Annotated in this window: 13 protein-coding genes; 6 read left to right on the top strand and 7 right to left on the bottom strand. The window is 62.6% G+C overall.

Going from position 1 to position 15,643, the window contains the following annotated elements:
* The first annotated feature begins 7 nt into the window (after positions 1 to 7).
* Positions 8 to 379: a hypothetical protein gene (locus tag E8F20_RS24320; protein WP_280286045.1), complete on the top strand. Its 372-nt coding sequence runs from the start codon at positions 8 to 10 to the stop codon at positions 377 to 379.
* Positions 380 to 453: 74 nt separating this feature from the next.
* Here E8F20_RS24320 and E8F20_RS24315 read toward each other — a convergent pair whose 3' ends face one another.
* The 5 genes from E8F20_RS24315 to E8F20_RS24295 form a co-directional block, all read right to left on the bottom strand.
* The gene (locus E8F20_RS24315; protein WP_016494409.1) at positions 454 to 663 is read right to left on the bottom strand and encodes a cold-shock protein; all 210 of its coding nucleotides are present in this window, start codon (positions 661 to 663) and stop codon (positions 454 to 456) included.
* Between the two features lie 328 nt (positions 664 to 991).
* Positions 992 to 1,987: a DUF4340 domain-containing protein gene (locus tag E8F20_RS24310; protein ID WP_280286044.1), complete on the bottom strand. Its 996-nt coding sequence runs from the start codon at positions 1,985 to 1,987 to the stop codon at positions 992 to 994.
* Between the two features lie 10 nt (positions 1,988 to 1,997).
* Positions 1,998 to 3,833: a Gldg family protein gene (locus E8F20_RS24305; protein WP_280286043.1), complete on the bottom strand. Its 1,836-nt coding sequence runs from the start codon at positions 3,831 to 3,833 to the stop codon at positions 1,998 to 2,000.
* Positions 3,834 to 3,835: 2 nt separating this feature from the next.
* Positions 3,836 to 4,570, bottom strand: coding sequence for an ABC transporter permease subunit (locus tag E8F20_RS24300; protein WP_280286042.1), 735 nt, complete (start codon positions 4,568 to 4,570; stop codon positions 3,836 to 3,838).
* A complete protein-coding gene (locus E8F20_RS24295; protein WP_280286041.1) occupies positions 4,567 to 5,490 on the bottom strand; it encodes an ABC transporter ATP-binding protein in 924 nt (307 codons plus the stop codon). The genes E8F20_RS24300 and E8F20_RS24295 overlap by 4 nt, the downstream gene beginning before the upstream one ends.
* Positions 5,491 to 5,721: 231 nt before the next feature.
* On the opposite strand from E8F20_RS24295, the gene plsB reads away from it, so the two are divergent.
* The 5 genes from plsB (at position 5,722) to E8F20_RS24270 (ending at position 11,105) form a co-directional block, all read left to right on the top strand.
* On the top strand, positions 5,722 to 8,220 hold the full coding sequence (gene plsB, locus E8F20_RS24290) for a glycerol-3-phosphate 1-O-acyltransferase PlsB (protein ID WP_280286040.1): 2,499 nt from the start codon (positions 5,722 to 5,724) through the stop codon (positions 8,218 to 8,220).
* A gap of 181 nt (positions 8,221 to 8,401) precedes the next feature.
* The gene (locus tag E8F20_RS24285; protein WP_280286039.1) at positions 8,402 to 8,668 is read left to right on the top strand and encodes a hypothetical protein; all 267 of its coding nucleotides are present in this window, start codon (positions 8,402 to 8,404) and stop codon (positions 8,666 to 8,668) included.
* On the top strand, positions 8,665 to 9,858 hold the full coding sequence (locus tag E8F20_RS24280) for a hypothetical protein (RefSeq protein ID WP_280286038.1): 1,194 nt from the start codon (positions 8,665 to 8,667) through the stop codon (positions 9,856 to 9,858). Before E8F20_RS24285 ends, E8F20_RS24280 begins: the two co-directional genes overlap by 4 nt.
* Positions 9,859 to 9,985: 127 nt before the next feature.
* Positions 9,986 to 10,384: a YbaY family lipoprotein gene (locus tag E8F20_RS24275; protein ID WP_280286037.1), complete on the top strand. Its 399-nt coding sequence runs from the start codon at positions 9,986 to 9,988 to the stop codon at positions 10,382 to 10,384.
* A 43-nt stretch (positions 10,385 to 10,427) separates the two neighbouring features.
* Entirely contained in the window at positions 10,428 to 11,105 is a 678-nt protein-coding gene (locus tag E8F20_RS24270) for a DUF4197 domain-containing protein (protein WP_280286036.1), read from the top strand.
* 108 nt (positions 11,106 to 11,213) lie between these two features.
* Here E8F20_RS24270 and E8F20_RS24265 read toward each other — a convergent pair whose 3' ends face one another.
* Together E8F20_RS24265 and E8F20_RS24260 are read right to left on the bottom strand one after the other, a co-directional pair.
* The gene (locus E8F20_RS24265) at positions 11,214 to 12,371 is read right to left on the bottom strand and encodes an SRPBCC family protein (protein WP_280286035.1); all 1,158 of its coding nucleotides are present in this window, start codon (positions 12,369 to 12,371) and stop codon (positions 11,214 to 11,216) included.
* A 152-nt stretch (positions 12,372 to 12,523) separates the two neighbouring features.
* Positions 12,524 to 15,640 carry an efflux RND transporter permease subunit gene (locus E8F20_RS24260; protein WP_280286034.1) on the bottom strand — a complete coding sequence of 1,039 codons (3,117 nt, stop codon included), beginning with the start codon at positions 15,638 to 15,640 and terminating at the stop codon, positions 12,524 to 12,526.
* Between the last annotated feature and the right edge of the window lie 3 nt (positions 15,641 to 15,643).

The following is a 15,643-nucleotide window of genomic DNA, read 5'->3' as shown; positions in this document are numbered from 1 at the left end:
GTCCCCCATGCGCCAACCCGATATCGAGATTTACCTCAAGGACACCGACCAGGACGCCGTGACTGCCTGGCTCAACGAGGCGCTGGGTGCCTGCACGCCCTGGCAGCAAAAGGGACAAACCTTCAAATGCCTGGCGGGAAGCATCCCTGTCACCTGGCTGCCGAAGGCCGTCGGAAAATGGAACAGTCTCTACCTGGAGAGCGACGCCACGCCTTGGGACGATGATCTGGGTTGCGCCCGCGCAGCCTTTGCGGCCCTTGGGATCGAAATCCGCTGTGCGCCAGGTGGCTGGCAGGAAACGCAGGGCGAAGAGGATGCCGACCGCTGGATCAAGGTGAATGCAGAAGGCGAGCAGGAATTCATCTGGCGCACCGATTGAAAAACCGGCTGCCCGGACACAGGAATCACAGAAAGCAAAAGGCCCGTCACTGACGGGCCTTTTGTTTTTGAGTCTCAGACCTTGGCGACGTCTTCCGCCTGCAGGCCCTTCTGACCCTGGATCACGGAAAACTCCACTTTCTGGCCTTCCAGCAGAGAGCGGTGACCCTCGCCGCGGATAGCGCGGTAGTGAACGAACACATCAGGACCGCTTTCGCGCTGAATGAAACCATAGCCCTTGGCGTCATTGAACCACTTGACGGTTCCGACCTCACGATCAGCCATTACTGCTCTCTCCAACTCGCAATTTTGTTGTTTGCCCCCCTTTACTGGGGGTTTCGACGGTGCGGTAAAGACGTTCTTCTTGTTATATCCAACCCCGGCGGAATCAAGCTTGGAGCGGGTATTCGAATGGCGTTCTTTTTATGACCGCGACCGGAGTATACGACAAGAGTTCGCGCTGAAAAGCACTTTTTTATGACAGTGCAGGAAGGCCGTGCCACGCGGGCTGGACGCCCTTTTTTGGTTCTTTGGAAGTACAAAATGGGGCATAAGGAGAGGCGGAAATGAACGGTCCATTGTCCGATTTACCGCCGTCCTTCAATAACTTGCACTACTTGGCGGCAAGTACATCCTCGAGCCTCTTGGCCAGTGCCTGATACTGGAATGGCTCCAGTCGATAGGCCCAATCCAGTTTGCCCGGCACTTGGTCGTTGCTCAGCTTCTGCCTGTCCTTGAGTACCAGCCAGGGTTGCTCGCCCTGGCCGTAGACCTCGCCACGCAACTCGCCACCGTCGAAGGTAGAAAGGCTGAACACCAGCATCGGCTTGCCCTTGAACTGCACCTGCGCCAATGGAGCGTTGTCGGCGAATTCCAGGCCAGCGAAGAGGGTGGCCATACCATTGGCTGCAGCCTCGTAGGCCAGACGGCGACCCTTCGGCAGTTGCTTGAGCTTGAGATTGGGCTCCTCAGCCGAGTCGCGGTAGACGGTCAGGCGGCTGCCGTTCGGATAGACCACCTCCACCTGCCGGACACTGGAAAACGGAATCTCGATCACTCGGCGATCCAGCCAGTTGAGTTCGGTCTGCGGCATCGGCATGGCCTGGTCGACCAGCCACACCTGGTTGTCACCGTAGCGACGAACCAGTTGCCCCTTGCCCTGCTGTGCGGGCTTGCCGACCAGCAACTCCAGAGGCGCTTCGCTGCCGCGTTCCAGCGTGATCCGCGTGCCCTGCTCCTCGACGCTGCCCTTGTCGGCCAGTCCGACACGGCCATGCAATTCGGGATTGGCGGTCTTGGCTTCCACCTTGCGCGCTTCCGTCAGCGCCCGTAGCAAGGCCGACACAGGTTGTCCCGCTGCCGGGTAGTCGGCCTTGGCCGGCAGTACCCAGACACCGTCCTTACGTACCAACTGGATATCGGGCTGCCCGGGCAGTCGCACGTCCAGCGTGGTCACCCCTGCCGACTCGCCTTGCAGCTCGGGCAGCCATAACTCGCGGCTGGCGCTGGATGGCTGCGGTTGAGGCCGCGAGCCGTCCTGCTGGATGAAGTAGGCTGCCGTCAGGCCAGCGGCCAGCAGGGCAAGAAAGATCAGACCTTTGCGTCCCATGCTGCTCCCCTTATGCCTTGCGCCGACGGCGCCAGAACCACAGCACCAGCACACCCAGGGTCAACACCAGCGGCACCAGGGCGATATTGATGAATTTCAGGGTGCGTCCCAGGTCTTCGATGTTGGCATTGAGCTGGAAGCGCACATCGCGCAGTTCCTTGCGAATGCGCAGCTTCTCCTGGACGAACTGCTGCAACGCAGTCTGCTGTTCCGGGGTCAGCTCCAGGGCCTTGGCGGGGTCCTGGCTCTGTTGCAGCGATGCCAGCTTCTGCTCAGTGTCGGCCAGCCGCTGCTGGAGTTCCTGCTCCTGTTCGCGGAACTTCACCTCGGCTTCGCGCTGGAGATTCTCCACGACGTCGAACGGACGGCTGAAGCGGCCACGCGAGCGCACGCTGATCAACGCATCGGAACCGGCCAGGTTATCCAGCGCGTTGATGGCGAAGCCGGAGTTATCGGCCCAGGGTTGCGGTACGCGCTGGCCGAAGAAGTCCTGCACCTGCACCCACATGCGGTCACTGAGGATATCGGTGTCGGCGACAGCGATCACATTGATGTTCGCTGCTGACTTCAGGCCATCCTTGCGCCCTTCGATACCATTGGGGAAAGCCGACTCCGCCGGGCCACTGATGCGTGCGGCCACCGTGTAGCGATCACCCGTGGGCTTGAGTTCGCGAATCAGCTCCTCTGGATCGGCAAGCATGCCGAAGCGTTGCACGTCGAACGGCATCGAGTACTCGGAGCTCTGAATCAGCGGCACGAAGTGGGTCTTGGCGCCATCCAGCGGTTTCAGAATCCCGGCGGTGGCTACGGTAATGTTCTCCAGACCCGCCGTGCTGACATCGCTCTGGTCGAGGCTGTGCCTGGGCAGGTTGAGCCATGCGGCATGACGCGCCGGCGGCTTGTCCTGGCCCATGCTGACCGACATGGCATTGGCGCCGTCGCCAAGCACCTTGCCAGGCACCATCTGCAGGCCCCAGGCCTTGAACAGGGAATCCAGATCGGAGGACTTGTCGCCGCCGGGCTCACCCGGCATCTCCATACCGCTGTCGGCCTCGCTCCAAGGGTCGACGAAGGCCAGCAGCTTGCCACCGCGCAGGACGAACTGGTCGATGGCGTACTGGGTTTGCTCTGGCAGGTTCTTCGGATGCACCAACAGCAGCACCGAAACCTTCTCGGGAATCTGGTCGATGTCGCTCTTCAGGCTCTCGATCTGGAACAGCTGACGAATCTCCTCCATCACCATCCAGGCCGGGGTCGGCTGGCGGCTCATCATGTCGAAACCGCCATTGAGCTGCAGCCCGGAGAGCACACCCACCACGGGTCGCTCCGGCTTGGCCAGGCTCTGCACCAGGCGACTGATCTCGTACTCGAGGAACTCCTCCTGGTCCAGCGGGAAGAACGGGATGATCTGGGTGTCGTCGACGCCGTTGGTACCGGCCAGCCCGAAGTAGACCTGGTCACCCCCCTGCTGAAGCGGCACAGCCTGCAGACCGAATTCGGCGGCCTTGTCCTCGTCCTCGGAGAAGGGTTCCGGGTCGACGATGTGCAGCCTGATCTTGCCGTCGGCGGCCCGCTCATAGGCCTTCAGCATCTCCTCAACCCGCCGCGCGTAGTTACGCAGTACCACCAGATCCTTGGCAGTCTTGTCGGAGTAGAAGAAGTAGAGATTGATGGGCTCGTCGATCTCGCCAAGGATCTTCTTCGTCCCGTCGGAGATGGTGTAGAGCTTCTGTTCGGTCAGGTCGACCCGCGCGTTGGTCAGGGTCAGCCCGGCGAGCATGTTGAACGCCAGGAAAGCCAAGGCGATCAGCAGCAGCCCGGCACTGGAATACATCAGTTTCTTCATGTTCAGTCGGCCTTCTTCAGATCGACCACCACGGCAGTGGCGGCTAGCCAAGCGGCGATCAGGGTGACGAAGTAGAGCAGGTCACGCAGATCGATCACGCCCTTGCTGATGGCATCGAAACGGGTCAGGAAACTCAGCGAGGCCACGGCATCCAGCAGCCATTGGGGTGCCCAGGCGCTGAACGCGTCGAGCACCAGCGGGAAGCCGCTGACGATGAACAGGAAGCACACGCTGACGGCGAGAATGAAGGCGATCACCTGGTTCTTGGCCAGCGCCGACATGCACGATCCAATGGCCAGGAAGGCACCCGCCAGCAACCAGCTGCCGATATAGCCGGTAACGATGGCGCCATTGTCCGGCTCGCCCAGGTAGTTGACCGTGAGCACCATCGGGAACGTCAGCAGCAGCGCCAGCCCGGAGAAGGCCCAGGCAGCGAAGAACTTGCCGGTGACCGCTTCGAAACGGGTGATGGGTAGGGTCATCAGCAACTCAATGGAGCCGGACTTGCGCTCCTCGGCCCAAAGGCGCATCGCGATGGCCGGCACCAGGAACAGGTAGAGCCAGGGGTGAAAATTGAAGAACGGCGCGAGGCTCGCCTGGCCGCTTTCGTAGAAGCCGCCCAGATAGAACGTGAAGACCCCGGAGAGCACCAGGAAGATCACGATGAACACATAGGCCAGCGGGGTGGCGAAGTAGCTCGCCAGCTCGCGTTTGAAAATCACCGGCAACTGCCTCATGCCGCTTCTCCCCGGGTCAGTCGGCGGAATACTTCGTCGAGACGGCCGCGCTCCACGTCCAGCTCCTTCACTTTCCAGCCACGCTGGTGAATCAACTGGTTCACCTGCGGGAAGATCACCTCACCCGGCTTGGCCAGGATGGTCAGGCCACCTTCGATGGCGTTCTCCTCGATACCGGCAACGCCCGGCAGTACGGCCAGGGCGAGCATGTCCAGCGGCTCCTCGGCTACCAGGGTGACAGCCTGGTGATAGCGCGAACGGCTTTCCAGTTCGAACGGGGTGCCGTCTGCCACTACCTTGCCGGAAGCGATCACCAGAGCGCGGGTGCAGACCGCCGCGACCTCTTCGAGGATATGCGTGGAGATGATCACGATCTTGTCGCGGGCCAGACTCTGGATGAGCTGGCGGACCTGGTGCTTCTGGTTCGGGTCGAGTCCGTCGGTAGGCTCGTCGAGAATCAGCGCGCGCGGGTCGTGGAGTATGGCCTGAGCCAGGCCGACACGACGCTTGAAGCCCTTGGAGAGCGTCTCGATGGACTGGCCACAGACATTCTCGAGCTCGACCTGGCCCACCGCCCGGCTTACCCGCTCCCTTTTCTCGGCACCGCGATAGCCACGGACCTCGGCAATGAACTCGAGGAAGCCGCGCACGGTCATGTCGCCGTAGCACGGGGCACCTTCAGGCAAATAGCCGATTTCCCGCTGAGCCCTGAGTGTCTGGGTCTGGATATCGAAGCCGAAGATGCTCGCGGTACCGGAGGTAGGCGCGTGGAAACCGGTAAGCATCTTCATCGTGGTGGATTTGCCTGCGCCGTTGGGGCCCAAAAACCCCAGCACCTCCCCAGGTGCGACGCTGAAGGACAGATTGTCCACGGCAGTATGGTGCGCAAAGCGCTTGGTCAGATTTGTTATCTCGATCATGGCCTCTAGTCCCGAAGGGAGCAGCCCCTGGCCATGCTGGCCACCGGGGCCTTGCAAAACGCTGGCGGACTATAAGGAGTCCCCCGCAGGCATTGCAAGACAGCCACTTGTGCGAAAAGTTGCAGGAATATTCGGGTAGAAACGACAGCCAGCGGCTTTTTGCGACCCGGCGGCGAATACGGCAAACTAGCCGCCCCGAGCAATCGCTCGTTTCACAGCATTACCCCCGTCATGACCCGCTCCCCCTTCCGCCGCCTTGCCTTTGGTGCCCTGCGCCGCCTGCTCTACATCTGGGTGCGCTCGGAGACCATCAACCAATCCGCCTTCACCTTGAAGCTCGACCGCAGCAAACCGGTGCTCTACGTACTGCAGCAACCGTCGGCCAGCGACCTGGCGGTGGTGGACCGGGAATGCACCAAGGCCGGCTTGCCTCGTCCGGTGCTGCCGGTGGCGGTGGGCGACCTGCTGGAGCCAGCCGCGTTCTTCTACCTGTCGCCGGAGCCGGGCTGGCTTGGCGGCCAGGACAAGCGCGGTGCCTCCCCCACTCTGGTACGGGTGTTGGGCGCCATTCAGCAGAATGCGGTGGAGGATGCGCAGATCATCCCGGTAACGGTTTTCTGGGGGCAGTCGCCTGATCGCGAAACGAGCCCATGGAAGCTGCTGTTCGCCGACAGCTGGGCGGTAACCGGACGCCTGCGCAAGCTGGTCAGCATCCTCATCCTCGGCCGCAAGACCCGCGTGCAGTTCTCCGCCCCGATCCACCTGCGCGAGCTGGTGGCGCAGGACAAGGGCCCGGAGCGCACCCTGCGCATGGTCAACCGCATCCTGCGGGTGCACTTCCGCAATCAGAAAACCGCCGTCATCGGCCCCGACCTTTCCCATCGCCGAAACCTGGTCAAGGGATTGGTACGCGCGCCCATGGTCCGCCAGGCCATGGCCGAGGAAGCCGAGCGCGAGAAGATCAGCCTGCCCACAGCCGAGGCCCTGGCGCTGAAGTACGGCAACGAAATCGCCTCCGATTTCGCCTACACCGCCATCCGTTTCCTCGAGGTCGTGCTGTCCTGGTTCTGGAACAAGCTGTACGAAGGCATCAAGGTCAACCATATCGAAGGCGTGCAAGACATCGCCCAGGGCCATGAAGTCATCTACGTGCCCTGCCACCGCAGCCATATCGATTACCTGCTGCTGTCCTACCTGCTGTTCCGCAACGGCCTGACCCCACCGCACATCGCCGCCGGCATCAACCTCAATATGCCGGTGATCGGCGGCCTGTTGCGCCGTGGCGGCGCGTTCTTCATGCGCCGCACCTTCAAGGGCAACCCGCTTTACACGGCTGTGTTCAACGAATACCTGCACACCCTGTTCAGCCGCGGATTCCCGGTGGAGTACTTCGTCGAAGGTGGGCGCTCGCGCACGGGGCGCATGCTGCATCCGAAGACCGGCATGCTCGCCATCACCCTGCGCAGCTTCCTCCGCTCCTCGCGTCTGCCCATCGTCTTCGTGCCGGTATACATCGGTTACGAGCGCGTGCTGGAAGGTCGCACTTACCTGGGTGAGTTGCGCGGTGCGAGCAAGAAGAAGGAATCCATCTTCGACCTGTTCAAAGTCATCGGCGCGCTGAAGCTGCGCTTTGGCTCAGTGGCGGTGAACTTCGGCGAACCGATCAAGCTGGCCGAGTTCCTCGACCAGCAGCAACCGGACTGGCGCACCGAGGAGTTGGGCCCGCAGTTCCGCCCGGCTTGGCTCAACGACACTACCAATCAGTTGGCCGTGCGCATTGCCCGCCACCTCAACGACGCGGCGGCGATCAACCCGGTCAACCTGGTGGCCCTGGCACTGCTCTCCACCAGTCGCCTGGCCCTGGACGAACGCGCCCTGACCCGTGTGCTCGATCTCTACCTGGCGCTGCTCCGCGCCGTCCCCTATTCGCCCCACGCCACCCTGCCGGAAGGCGATGGCCAGGCGCTCATCCAGTACGTGCAGAGCATGAACCTGCTGGCCGAGCAGAAAGATGCGCTGGGCAAGATCCTCTATCTGGACGAGCAGAACGCCGTCCTCATGACCTACTACCGCAACAACGTGCTCCACGTGTTCGCGCTGCCGGCGCTGCTGGCGTCCTTCTTCCAGAGCAGCGCGCGAATGAGCCGTGAGCAGATCCTGCGCTATACGCGCGCGCTCTATCCCTACCTGCAGGCCGAGCTGTTCATCCGCTGGGACGCCAGCGAGGTGGAAGGCGTGGTCGACCAATGGCTGGCCGCCTTCGTCGAGCAAGGCCTGCTCAAAGTCGAAGGCGACGTGTATGTTCGCCCGGCACCGAGCTCGCGACAGTTCGTCCTGCTGACACTGCTGGCCCGCGCCATCGTCCAGACGCTTCAACGCTTCTACATGTCCATCGCGCTGCTGCTGAACGCTGGGCAGAACCAGTTGAGCGCCGAGGAACTGGAAGACCTCTGCACCGTCATGGCGCAGCGTCTGTCGATTCTCCATGGCCTGAACGCCCCGGAGTTCTTCGACAAGAGCCTGTTCCGGCACTTCATCCAGACCCTGCTGGACCAGCGCGTCCTGCGTCGCGACGAAGCCGGCAAGCTGAGCTACCACGAGTTGCTCGGCGAGTTGGCTGAAGGCGCCGCCAAGCGCGTGCTGCCGGCGGAGATCCGCCTGTCCATCCGCCAGGTGGCACTCGATCGCCAGACCGAGGCCGAGCCGGAAGCCCCAGCAGAAGCCAGCTGACCCCTGCAATACCAGGCCTCCGGGCCTGGCGCCTCCTTTGCGCAGCCCGACCAAGACCGTTCCCACGTCACAATAAGACCGCTCCCGGCAGGCGTACCGGGGTCCCCTCCGTACCATTCGGCACTGCGCCGCTTCGGTCATCCGAGCGTACCACCAGTCCCGAACATGGAAGACCCCGCCCATGCTGCTGAGAACCATCACTGTCGAGAAAGACACCGGAGAGGTGGTCAACGCTGCCGTCCTGTGCAGCTTCGCCATCCCCCTTATCGACCGCAACATCCTCGTCTACACCCTCAACGAAGATGGCCGCAACGGCGCCTCGAAGGTGTACGTGGCCAGCGCCGTACCCCAGGAAAGCGGCTATCGCCTGGCCGGCCTGGAGTCCGAGCAGGAATGGCAGTACGCCGTGCAGGTGCTCAAGCAGATCACCAAGGGAGATGAATCATGAGCACGACTGAAAAGCTGGAATTCCACTTCGTTCAGCTCAAGGGAGAGATCACGGGCGGCGACCAGAAGCCAGCCGTGACAGGCTCGCACCACAACCTGGCCATCAACCGGTCCGCAGTGAACAGGCTGATCGCCACCCGCGAAAGTGCCAACACCGGTGAGCCACTGCCGTCCACCCGCCCACCACTGGTGGAGGAAGCCGTCATCACGGCAACCCCGCCCTCTCCCATCGACAGCCGCTCCCTTGGCGTGGACTTCAGCCTGACCGTTCCCGCTACCGCCGACACCGCCGTTGCGGAGCCCACCCAGACAGCCGAGAAAGCCCTGGAAGTGATCTCGCACGAGCAAAATGAAGTACACACCCGTGATGCGGACGCTGTTGATGACGCGCCGTCCTCGGCAGCCCCCTTCGAGACTGAGCCTGAGCCCCAACCAGAACCAGAACCCCAGCCTGAACCTGAACCCCAGCCCAGGACCGAGGCTGAAAGCCCCCTCGAAATCGAGGACATGCGACATTACATCCCTCAGTCTGGGACGCCCTCATCGATGACCAACACCGAGACCGAAGGGGTAGCCGAGCGCTCCGCAGACAGTCCCCATGCGGCGTTCCTCGGCAGCGATACCGACAGTGTCCTGTACGACGTGCAGAGCACCCTCGACTCCCTCGCGGACATGGCCAAGAGCCTGACCCAGCAGAAACTGGACGCACTGAAGCATCAGGAAAACCTGGAGCAACGCAAGTCGCAGCTGCAGGAGAAGGAGCGCCTCCTTGCAGACAAGGACGAACAACTGCGACTGCTGGAAGCACGCCTTACACGCGAAGTCTCCAATCTGGAACGGAGCACCGAGGACAACGCGCGCGCCCTCGCCGAGCGCAGCGCCGCCCTCAAGGCCCTGGCCGAAAGCGTCGAAGCGCGCGACCGCAGTACCGCCAAGCTTGCCGAAAGCCTGCGCCTGGAGAAGCAACGCAATGATGAGCTGGCCGATTCCCTGGGGCGCCGTGCCGAAGCCCTGGAGGAGCGCGAGGCCGCGCTCAATCGCAAGGACGACGAATTGGCCGAGAAACTCAAGCAACTGATCGCCGCCAAGGACCGTTTCCGCGCCTTGGTCAAGGCCTTCAACGAAACGGTGCAGTTCAACGACACCCTCAACGCCATATCCAGCACGGCACTGGACGACAATCAGCACTGACCCCTCCGCCACATCGCCCCCACTCGGGGGCGATTTCAGTTTCGGGCGTCTTGACCTGGAACCATGGCTCATTGTGCCTGGCCTTCTATAGTGGCATCTGTCGATCCCACATGACCCCGAGGTCCTGATGAAAGCACTGCCCGTGATCCTTGCCGGTAGCCTGCTGGTTGCCTGCGCCGGCCAGCCCGCCAGCGAAACTCGCCAACTGGAAGGCGAAGTCTTCTACCTGCAACGCATGGCCCTTCCCCCGGCCGCGACCCTCAGCGTCAGTCTCCAGGACGTATCGCTGGCCGATGCCCCGGCCATGGAGCTGGCCCGCCAGCAGGGACCGATAGAGGGCCAGGTGCCGCTGGCCTTCCGACTCGCCTACGACCCCGCCAAGATACAGCCCAACCACCGCTACGCGGTAAGTGCGCGCATCGAACTGGACGGCAGGCTGATGTTCATCAGTACCGAGCAGCACTCGGTTAAACTCGACGGATCCGACCCGCAGCCACTTCGCATCAAGGTCGATCCGGTCCGCTGAGCACAAAAAGACCGTCCTCCCCCCTAGCCACAAGGATGCAGCAATGATCCGCTTTGCCACCCTCTGCGCCGGCCTCGCCCTGTCTGCCAGCGCCTTCGCCCTGTCCATCGCCGATCTCAGTCAGTCGGATGCCACTGGCGGCCTGAAGGACGCGCTGACCCAGGGTGCCAAGGTCGCCGTCCAGCAATTGGGCAAACCGGGAGGCTTCGCCGAAAACCCGGACGTCCGCATCGAACTTCCGGGCAACCTCGGCAAGGCCGCCAAGACCATGAAGATGATGGGCATGGGCGCCCAGGTGGAACAACTCGAAGACACCATGAACAAGGCCGCCGAAGCCGCAGTACCGCAGGCCCAGGCAATGCTGGTGGACGCAGTGAAGAAAATGACCGTGCAGGACGCCAAGGGCATCCTCAGCGGCCCGGATGACGCCGCCACCCAATACCTGAACAAGTCCAGTCGCGACCAACTGCGCGCCAAGTTCCTGCCCATCGTCAAGCAAGCCACCGACAAGGTCGGTCTGGCCCAGCAATACAACAGCTTCGCCGGTCAGGCCGCAAGCTTCGGCGTAGTGGATGCCAAGAGCGCCAATATCGAAAGCTACGTGACCGAAGAAGCCCTGGACGGCCTGTTCAAGATGATTGCCGAGCAGGAGGCCAGCATTCGCCAGAACCCGGCAGGTGCCGCCACTGGTCTGGCGAAGAAGGTATTTGGAGCGCTTTGAGCCTTAACCAGGTACTGATGAGCCCGGCGTGATGCCGGGCTTTTTCTTTGAACGACCACCAAGCGCCAGTGAATGAGCGGCCTATCGGATTGGCAATCCGATGTGAATTCACTTGGCCAACACCGCCACCCGCTCATCCCCCAACGCTTCATCCAGCCCTTGGTGGAACCAGCGCAGCGCCTGCTCGAAACGCCCATGCCAGAGCTGCTCGCTGGCGCCGGCCTGAATTCCGGTCTGCACCCGTGCCGCCATGGCGAAGTCCTCCTCCAGGGCCGAGTAGAGAATGGCATTGTTCTTCTCGAAATAACGCTGCGCCTTCTCCGTCGCCGGAGCTTCCGGCAGCAGAGTGTGGCCTAGCACGCGTGTGGCGAGGGGGCCGTCTGGGAACACGGTGGAAAAATCGATATGGTCCGGCTCCACCAGTACCAGGGTGTTGGGCCAGAGGAAATACAGCAGGTTACCGTGGTGCCGCAGGTTCCAGTCACGTTCAGGCTGATCGAGAACCTCACGCAAGTTGCGCTTCACGTAGTAGTTGCGGATATGCCGGTCGAAGCGCTCGAACAGCCCCAGATTGGGCCAGAACAGGTGATCGATGGTGGCCTGGTGAGCCCTGGAGACGTGGTAATTCTCCAGAAAAGTGTCGATGGTCAGCTTCCAGTTCACCGGCCGGCGAATGTCCCGGGGATCGAAGACCACATGATCATCCAGGGCGAAGCTGTCGAAGTCGGCCAGGATCTGCTCGCCGAAGAAAGCATCCATGTCCAGTGCCGGCCCGGGTGAGTGTCGCGCCCACACGGCGCCGAAGCGCTCGGCCACCGGTACCTCAGTGAGGTTCAGGCAAGCCCGGTCTATGCCCTCGAAACCATAGCCGTAGGGGATGCCGCGCAGTTGGCCTTCTGGGTTGTAGGACCAGGCGTGATAGGGACAGACGAATACCCGGTTACGCCCACTGGCATCACCCACCAACTGAGTGCCCCGGTGCTTGCAGACATTGAGAAACGCGCGCAGCCGGCCGTGCTCATCGCGGGTCAGCAGCAGCGGAGCCAAGAGGTCGCGGGTGATGAAATGACCAAGTGGAACCTCGCTGGAACGAGCCACCAAGAGCGGTTCGCGGCGCAGAACCTCGTCGCGCTCGCGGCGGTATCGCTGTTCATCGAGATAGGCGTCCACCGGCAACGATGAAGGCGTCTCGAGGCATTCGGATACGCCCCGCTCTACCAGGGCCAAGGTTCGCTTGAGCAATTCCACCTGGGTCGCATGCTGCATGGGCACCTCTTCTTGTGGCTATTGGCGGTGGCGAGCCCGGCCAGTCTCTGCCTGGCTGGCGAAGACGCCAAGGGCCGGAGAGGAAGTGGCCGCAGGATTGGCAGAAACAGCCCAAATACACATGAAAAAGGCCCCCGAAGGGGCCTTTGTCGTCAGTGGCTGGGCTGGACGTCCGGCGCCAGCACCGGTCTTGTCTGTTCAGCTTCCGCCGGCTTGACCCGGAACCAGGCCGCATAGAGCGCGGGCAGGAACAGCAGGGTCAGGGCGGTGGCGACGATCAGGCCGCCCATGATGGCAACGGCCATGGGACCGAAGAATACGCTGCGCGACAGCGGGATCATCGCCAGCACCGCCGCCAGGGCGGTAAGGACGATAGGCCGGAAGCGTCGCACCGTGGCTTCGATGATCGCGTGCCAGCGATCCAGACCCTGGGCGATGTCCTGCTCGATCTGGTCCACCAGGATGACCGAGTTGCGCATGATCATCCCCGCCAGGGCAATGGTGCCGAGCATGGCGACGAAGCCGAAGGGCTGACGGAATACCAACAGGAACAAGGTCACGCCGATGAGCCCCAGGGGCGCCGTCAGGAAGACCATGGCCGAGCGCGAAAAGCTCTTCAGCTGCAACATCAGCAGCGTTAGCACGACCACGATGAACAGCGGCATGCCGGCGTTCACCGACTTCTGCCCACGAGCGGAGTCTTCAACCGTACCGCCGACTTCCAGCAGGTAGCCGTCCGGCAGTTCGGCGCGGATTGGGTCCAGCGTCGGCGATATGTCCTTGACCAGACTGGCCGGCAGGGACTTGTCGTAGATATCGGCGCGCACGGTGACCGTCGGCAGGCGGTTGCGGTGCCAGATGATGCCTTCCTCGAAGCCGTACTCCAGGGTGGCGATCTGCGACAGCGGCACGCTCTGGCCATTGTCGGTGGGCACGGCCAGGCTCGGCAGCAGGGCCAGTTCCTGGCGTTCACGCACGGTCCCGCGCAGCAGGATCTCGATCAGCTCGTTGTCCTCGCGGTACTGGCTCACCGGCGCGCCGGTCAGCGAGCTCTGCAGGAAGCGCGAGAGATCGGCGGTGCTCACACCCATGGCGCGGGCGCGGTCCTGGTCGATATTCAGCCGCACCACCTTGCTCGGCTCTTCCCAATCCAGGTGCACATTCACCACATGGGGGTTCTCACGCACCTTGTCGGCCACCTGGCGGGCCAGTGCGCGGACTTCGTCGATGTGTTCACCGGAAACACGGAACTGCATCGGGTAGCCCACCGGCGGACCGTTCTCCAGGCGTGAAATGCGGCTGCGCAGGGCTGGGAACTCGTCGTTCAGCACCTGGATCAGCCAGCTGCGGATTTCCTCGCGGGACTCGATGGATTTGGCCAGCACCACGAACTGGGCAAAGCTGGCCGCCGGCAGTTGCTGATCCAATGGCAGGTAGAAGCGTGGCGAACCGGTGCCGACATAGGCCACGTAGTTATCCACACCCGGATGCTCACGCAGCAGTTGTTCCAGGCGCTTGACCTCAGCCTCGGTGTTGGCCAGGGACGAACCCTCGCCCAGTTTGAGATCGACCATCAGTTCCAGGCGACCTGAGGAGGGGAAGAACTGCTGGGGAACGAAACGGAACAGGACGATGGAGGCCACGAAAGCAGCCAGGGTCAGCAGGATCACGGTCTTGCGTCGCCGCACACACCACTCCACCACGCGACGGACTCGCTGGTAGAAGGGTGTGCCGTAGGGATCGTGGCCCTTGTCGCTGCCGCCGTGCTTCTTGGCGTGCAGCTTAGCCAGGTCGGGCAGCAGACGGTCACCCAGATAAGGCACGAACACCACCGCAGCAATCCAGGACACAACCAGGGCGATGGTCACCACCTGGAAGATCGAGCGGGTGTACTCGCCGGTGCCGGATTGCGCGGTGGCGATGGGCAGGAAGCCGGCGGCGGTGATCAGGGTGCCGGTGAGCATGGGGAAGGCCGTGCTGCTCCAGGCGAAGCTCGCCGCCTTGAGACGGTCATAGCCCTGCTCCATCTTGATGGCCATCATCTCCACCGCAATGATCGCGTCGTCCACCAACAACCCCAGTGCCAGCACCAGGGCGCCGAGCGAAATCTTGTGCAGGCCGATGCCGAGGTAGTACATCGCGGCAAAGGTCATCGCCAGTACCAACGGGATCGACAGCGCCACTACCAGGCCGGTGCGCAGGCCCAGTGAGAAGAAACTCACCAGCAGCACGATGACCAGCGCCTCGGTGAGCACGCGAACGAACTCCCCGACCCCGGTCTTCACCGCTGCCGGCTGGTCCGACACCTTACGCAACTGCATGCCGGCCGGCAGGTTCTCCTGCAGGCGGGCGAACTCGCCCTCCAGCGCCTGGCCAAGCACCAGGATGTCGCCGCCGGACTTCATGGACACCGCAAGGCCGATGGCGTCCTCGCCCATGAAGCGCATGCGCGGTGCCGGCGGGTCATTGAAGCCGCGACGAACCTCTGCCACATCGCCGATTCGGAAGGTTCGGTCACCCACGCGAATGGGGAAGTCACGAATCTCCTTCACCGAATCGAAACGGCCGGAAACGCGCAGCTGTACACGATCGCTAGGCGTCTCGAAGAAACCGGCGGTAGCGACCGCGTTCTGCTCCTCCAGGGCTTGCTGTACTGCGGCGAGCGGCAGCCCCAGGGTGGCCAGCTTCACGTTGGACAGTTCGATCCAGATCTTCTCGTCCTGCAGGCCGAGCAGCTCCACCTTGCCCACATCCTTGACCCGCTGCAGCTGCAGCTGGATGCGGTCGGCATAGTCCTTGAGCACGGCGTAGTCGAAACCTTCACCGGTCAGCGCGTAGATATTGCCGAAGGTGGTGCCGAATTCGTCGTTGAAGAACGGTCCCTGGATGCCCGGCGGCAAGGTATGGCGAATGTCGCTGATCTTCTTGCGGACCTGGTACCAGAGCTCGGGAATCTCGTTGGAATGCATGGAGTCGCGCGCAATGAAGGTCACCTGCGACTCACCGGGACGGGAGAAGGAGATAATCTTGTCGTACTCGCCGGTCTCCATCAGCTTCTTCTCGATGCGTTCGGTGACCTGGCGGGAGACTTCCTCGGCACTGGCGCCCGGCCAGTTGGTGCGCACGACCATGGCCTTGAAGGTAAAGGGCGGGTCTTCGCTCTGCCCCAGCTTGGTGTAGGAAATGGCCCCGACAATGCCCAGCAGCAGCATGATGTAGAGGACGATCTGGCGATTCTGCAGCGCCCAGGCGGACAAATTGAAATTCACGGC

The organism is Pseudomonas sp. BN415 (assembly GCF_029871195.1).
In the GTDB taxonomy this organism is placed as follows: domain Bacteria; phylum Pseudomonadota; class Gammaproteobacteria; order Pseudomonadales; family Pseudomonadaceae; genus Metapseudomonas; species Metapseudomonas resinovorans.
The sequence above is the reverse complement of the archived record's forward strand: the minus strand, read 5'-3'. Positions and strand labels throughout refer to the sequence as shown.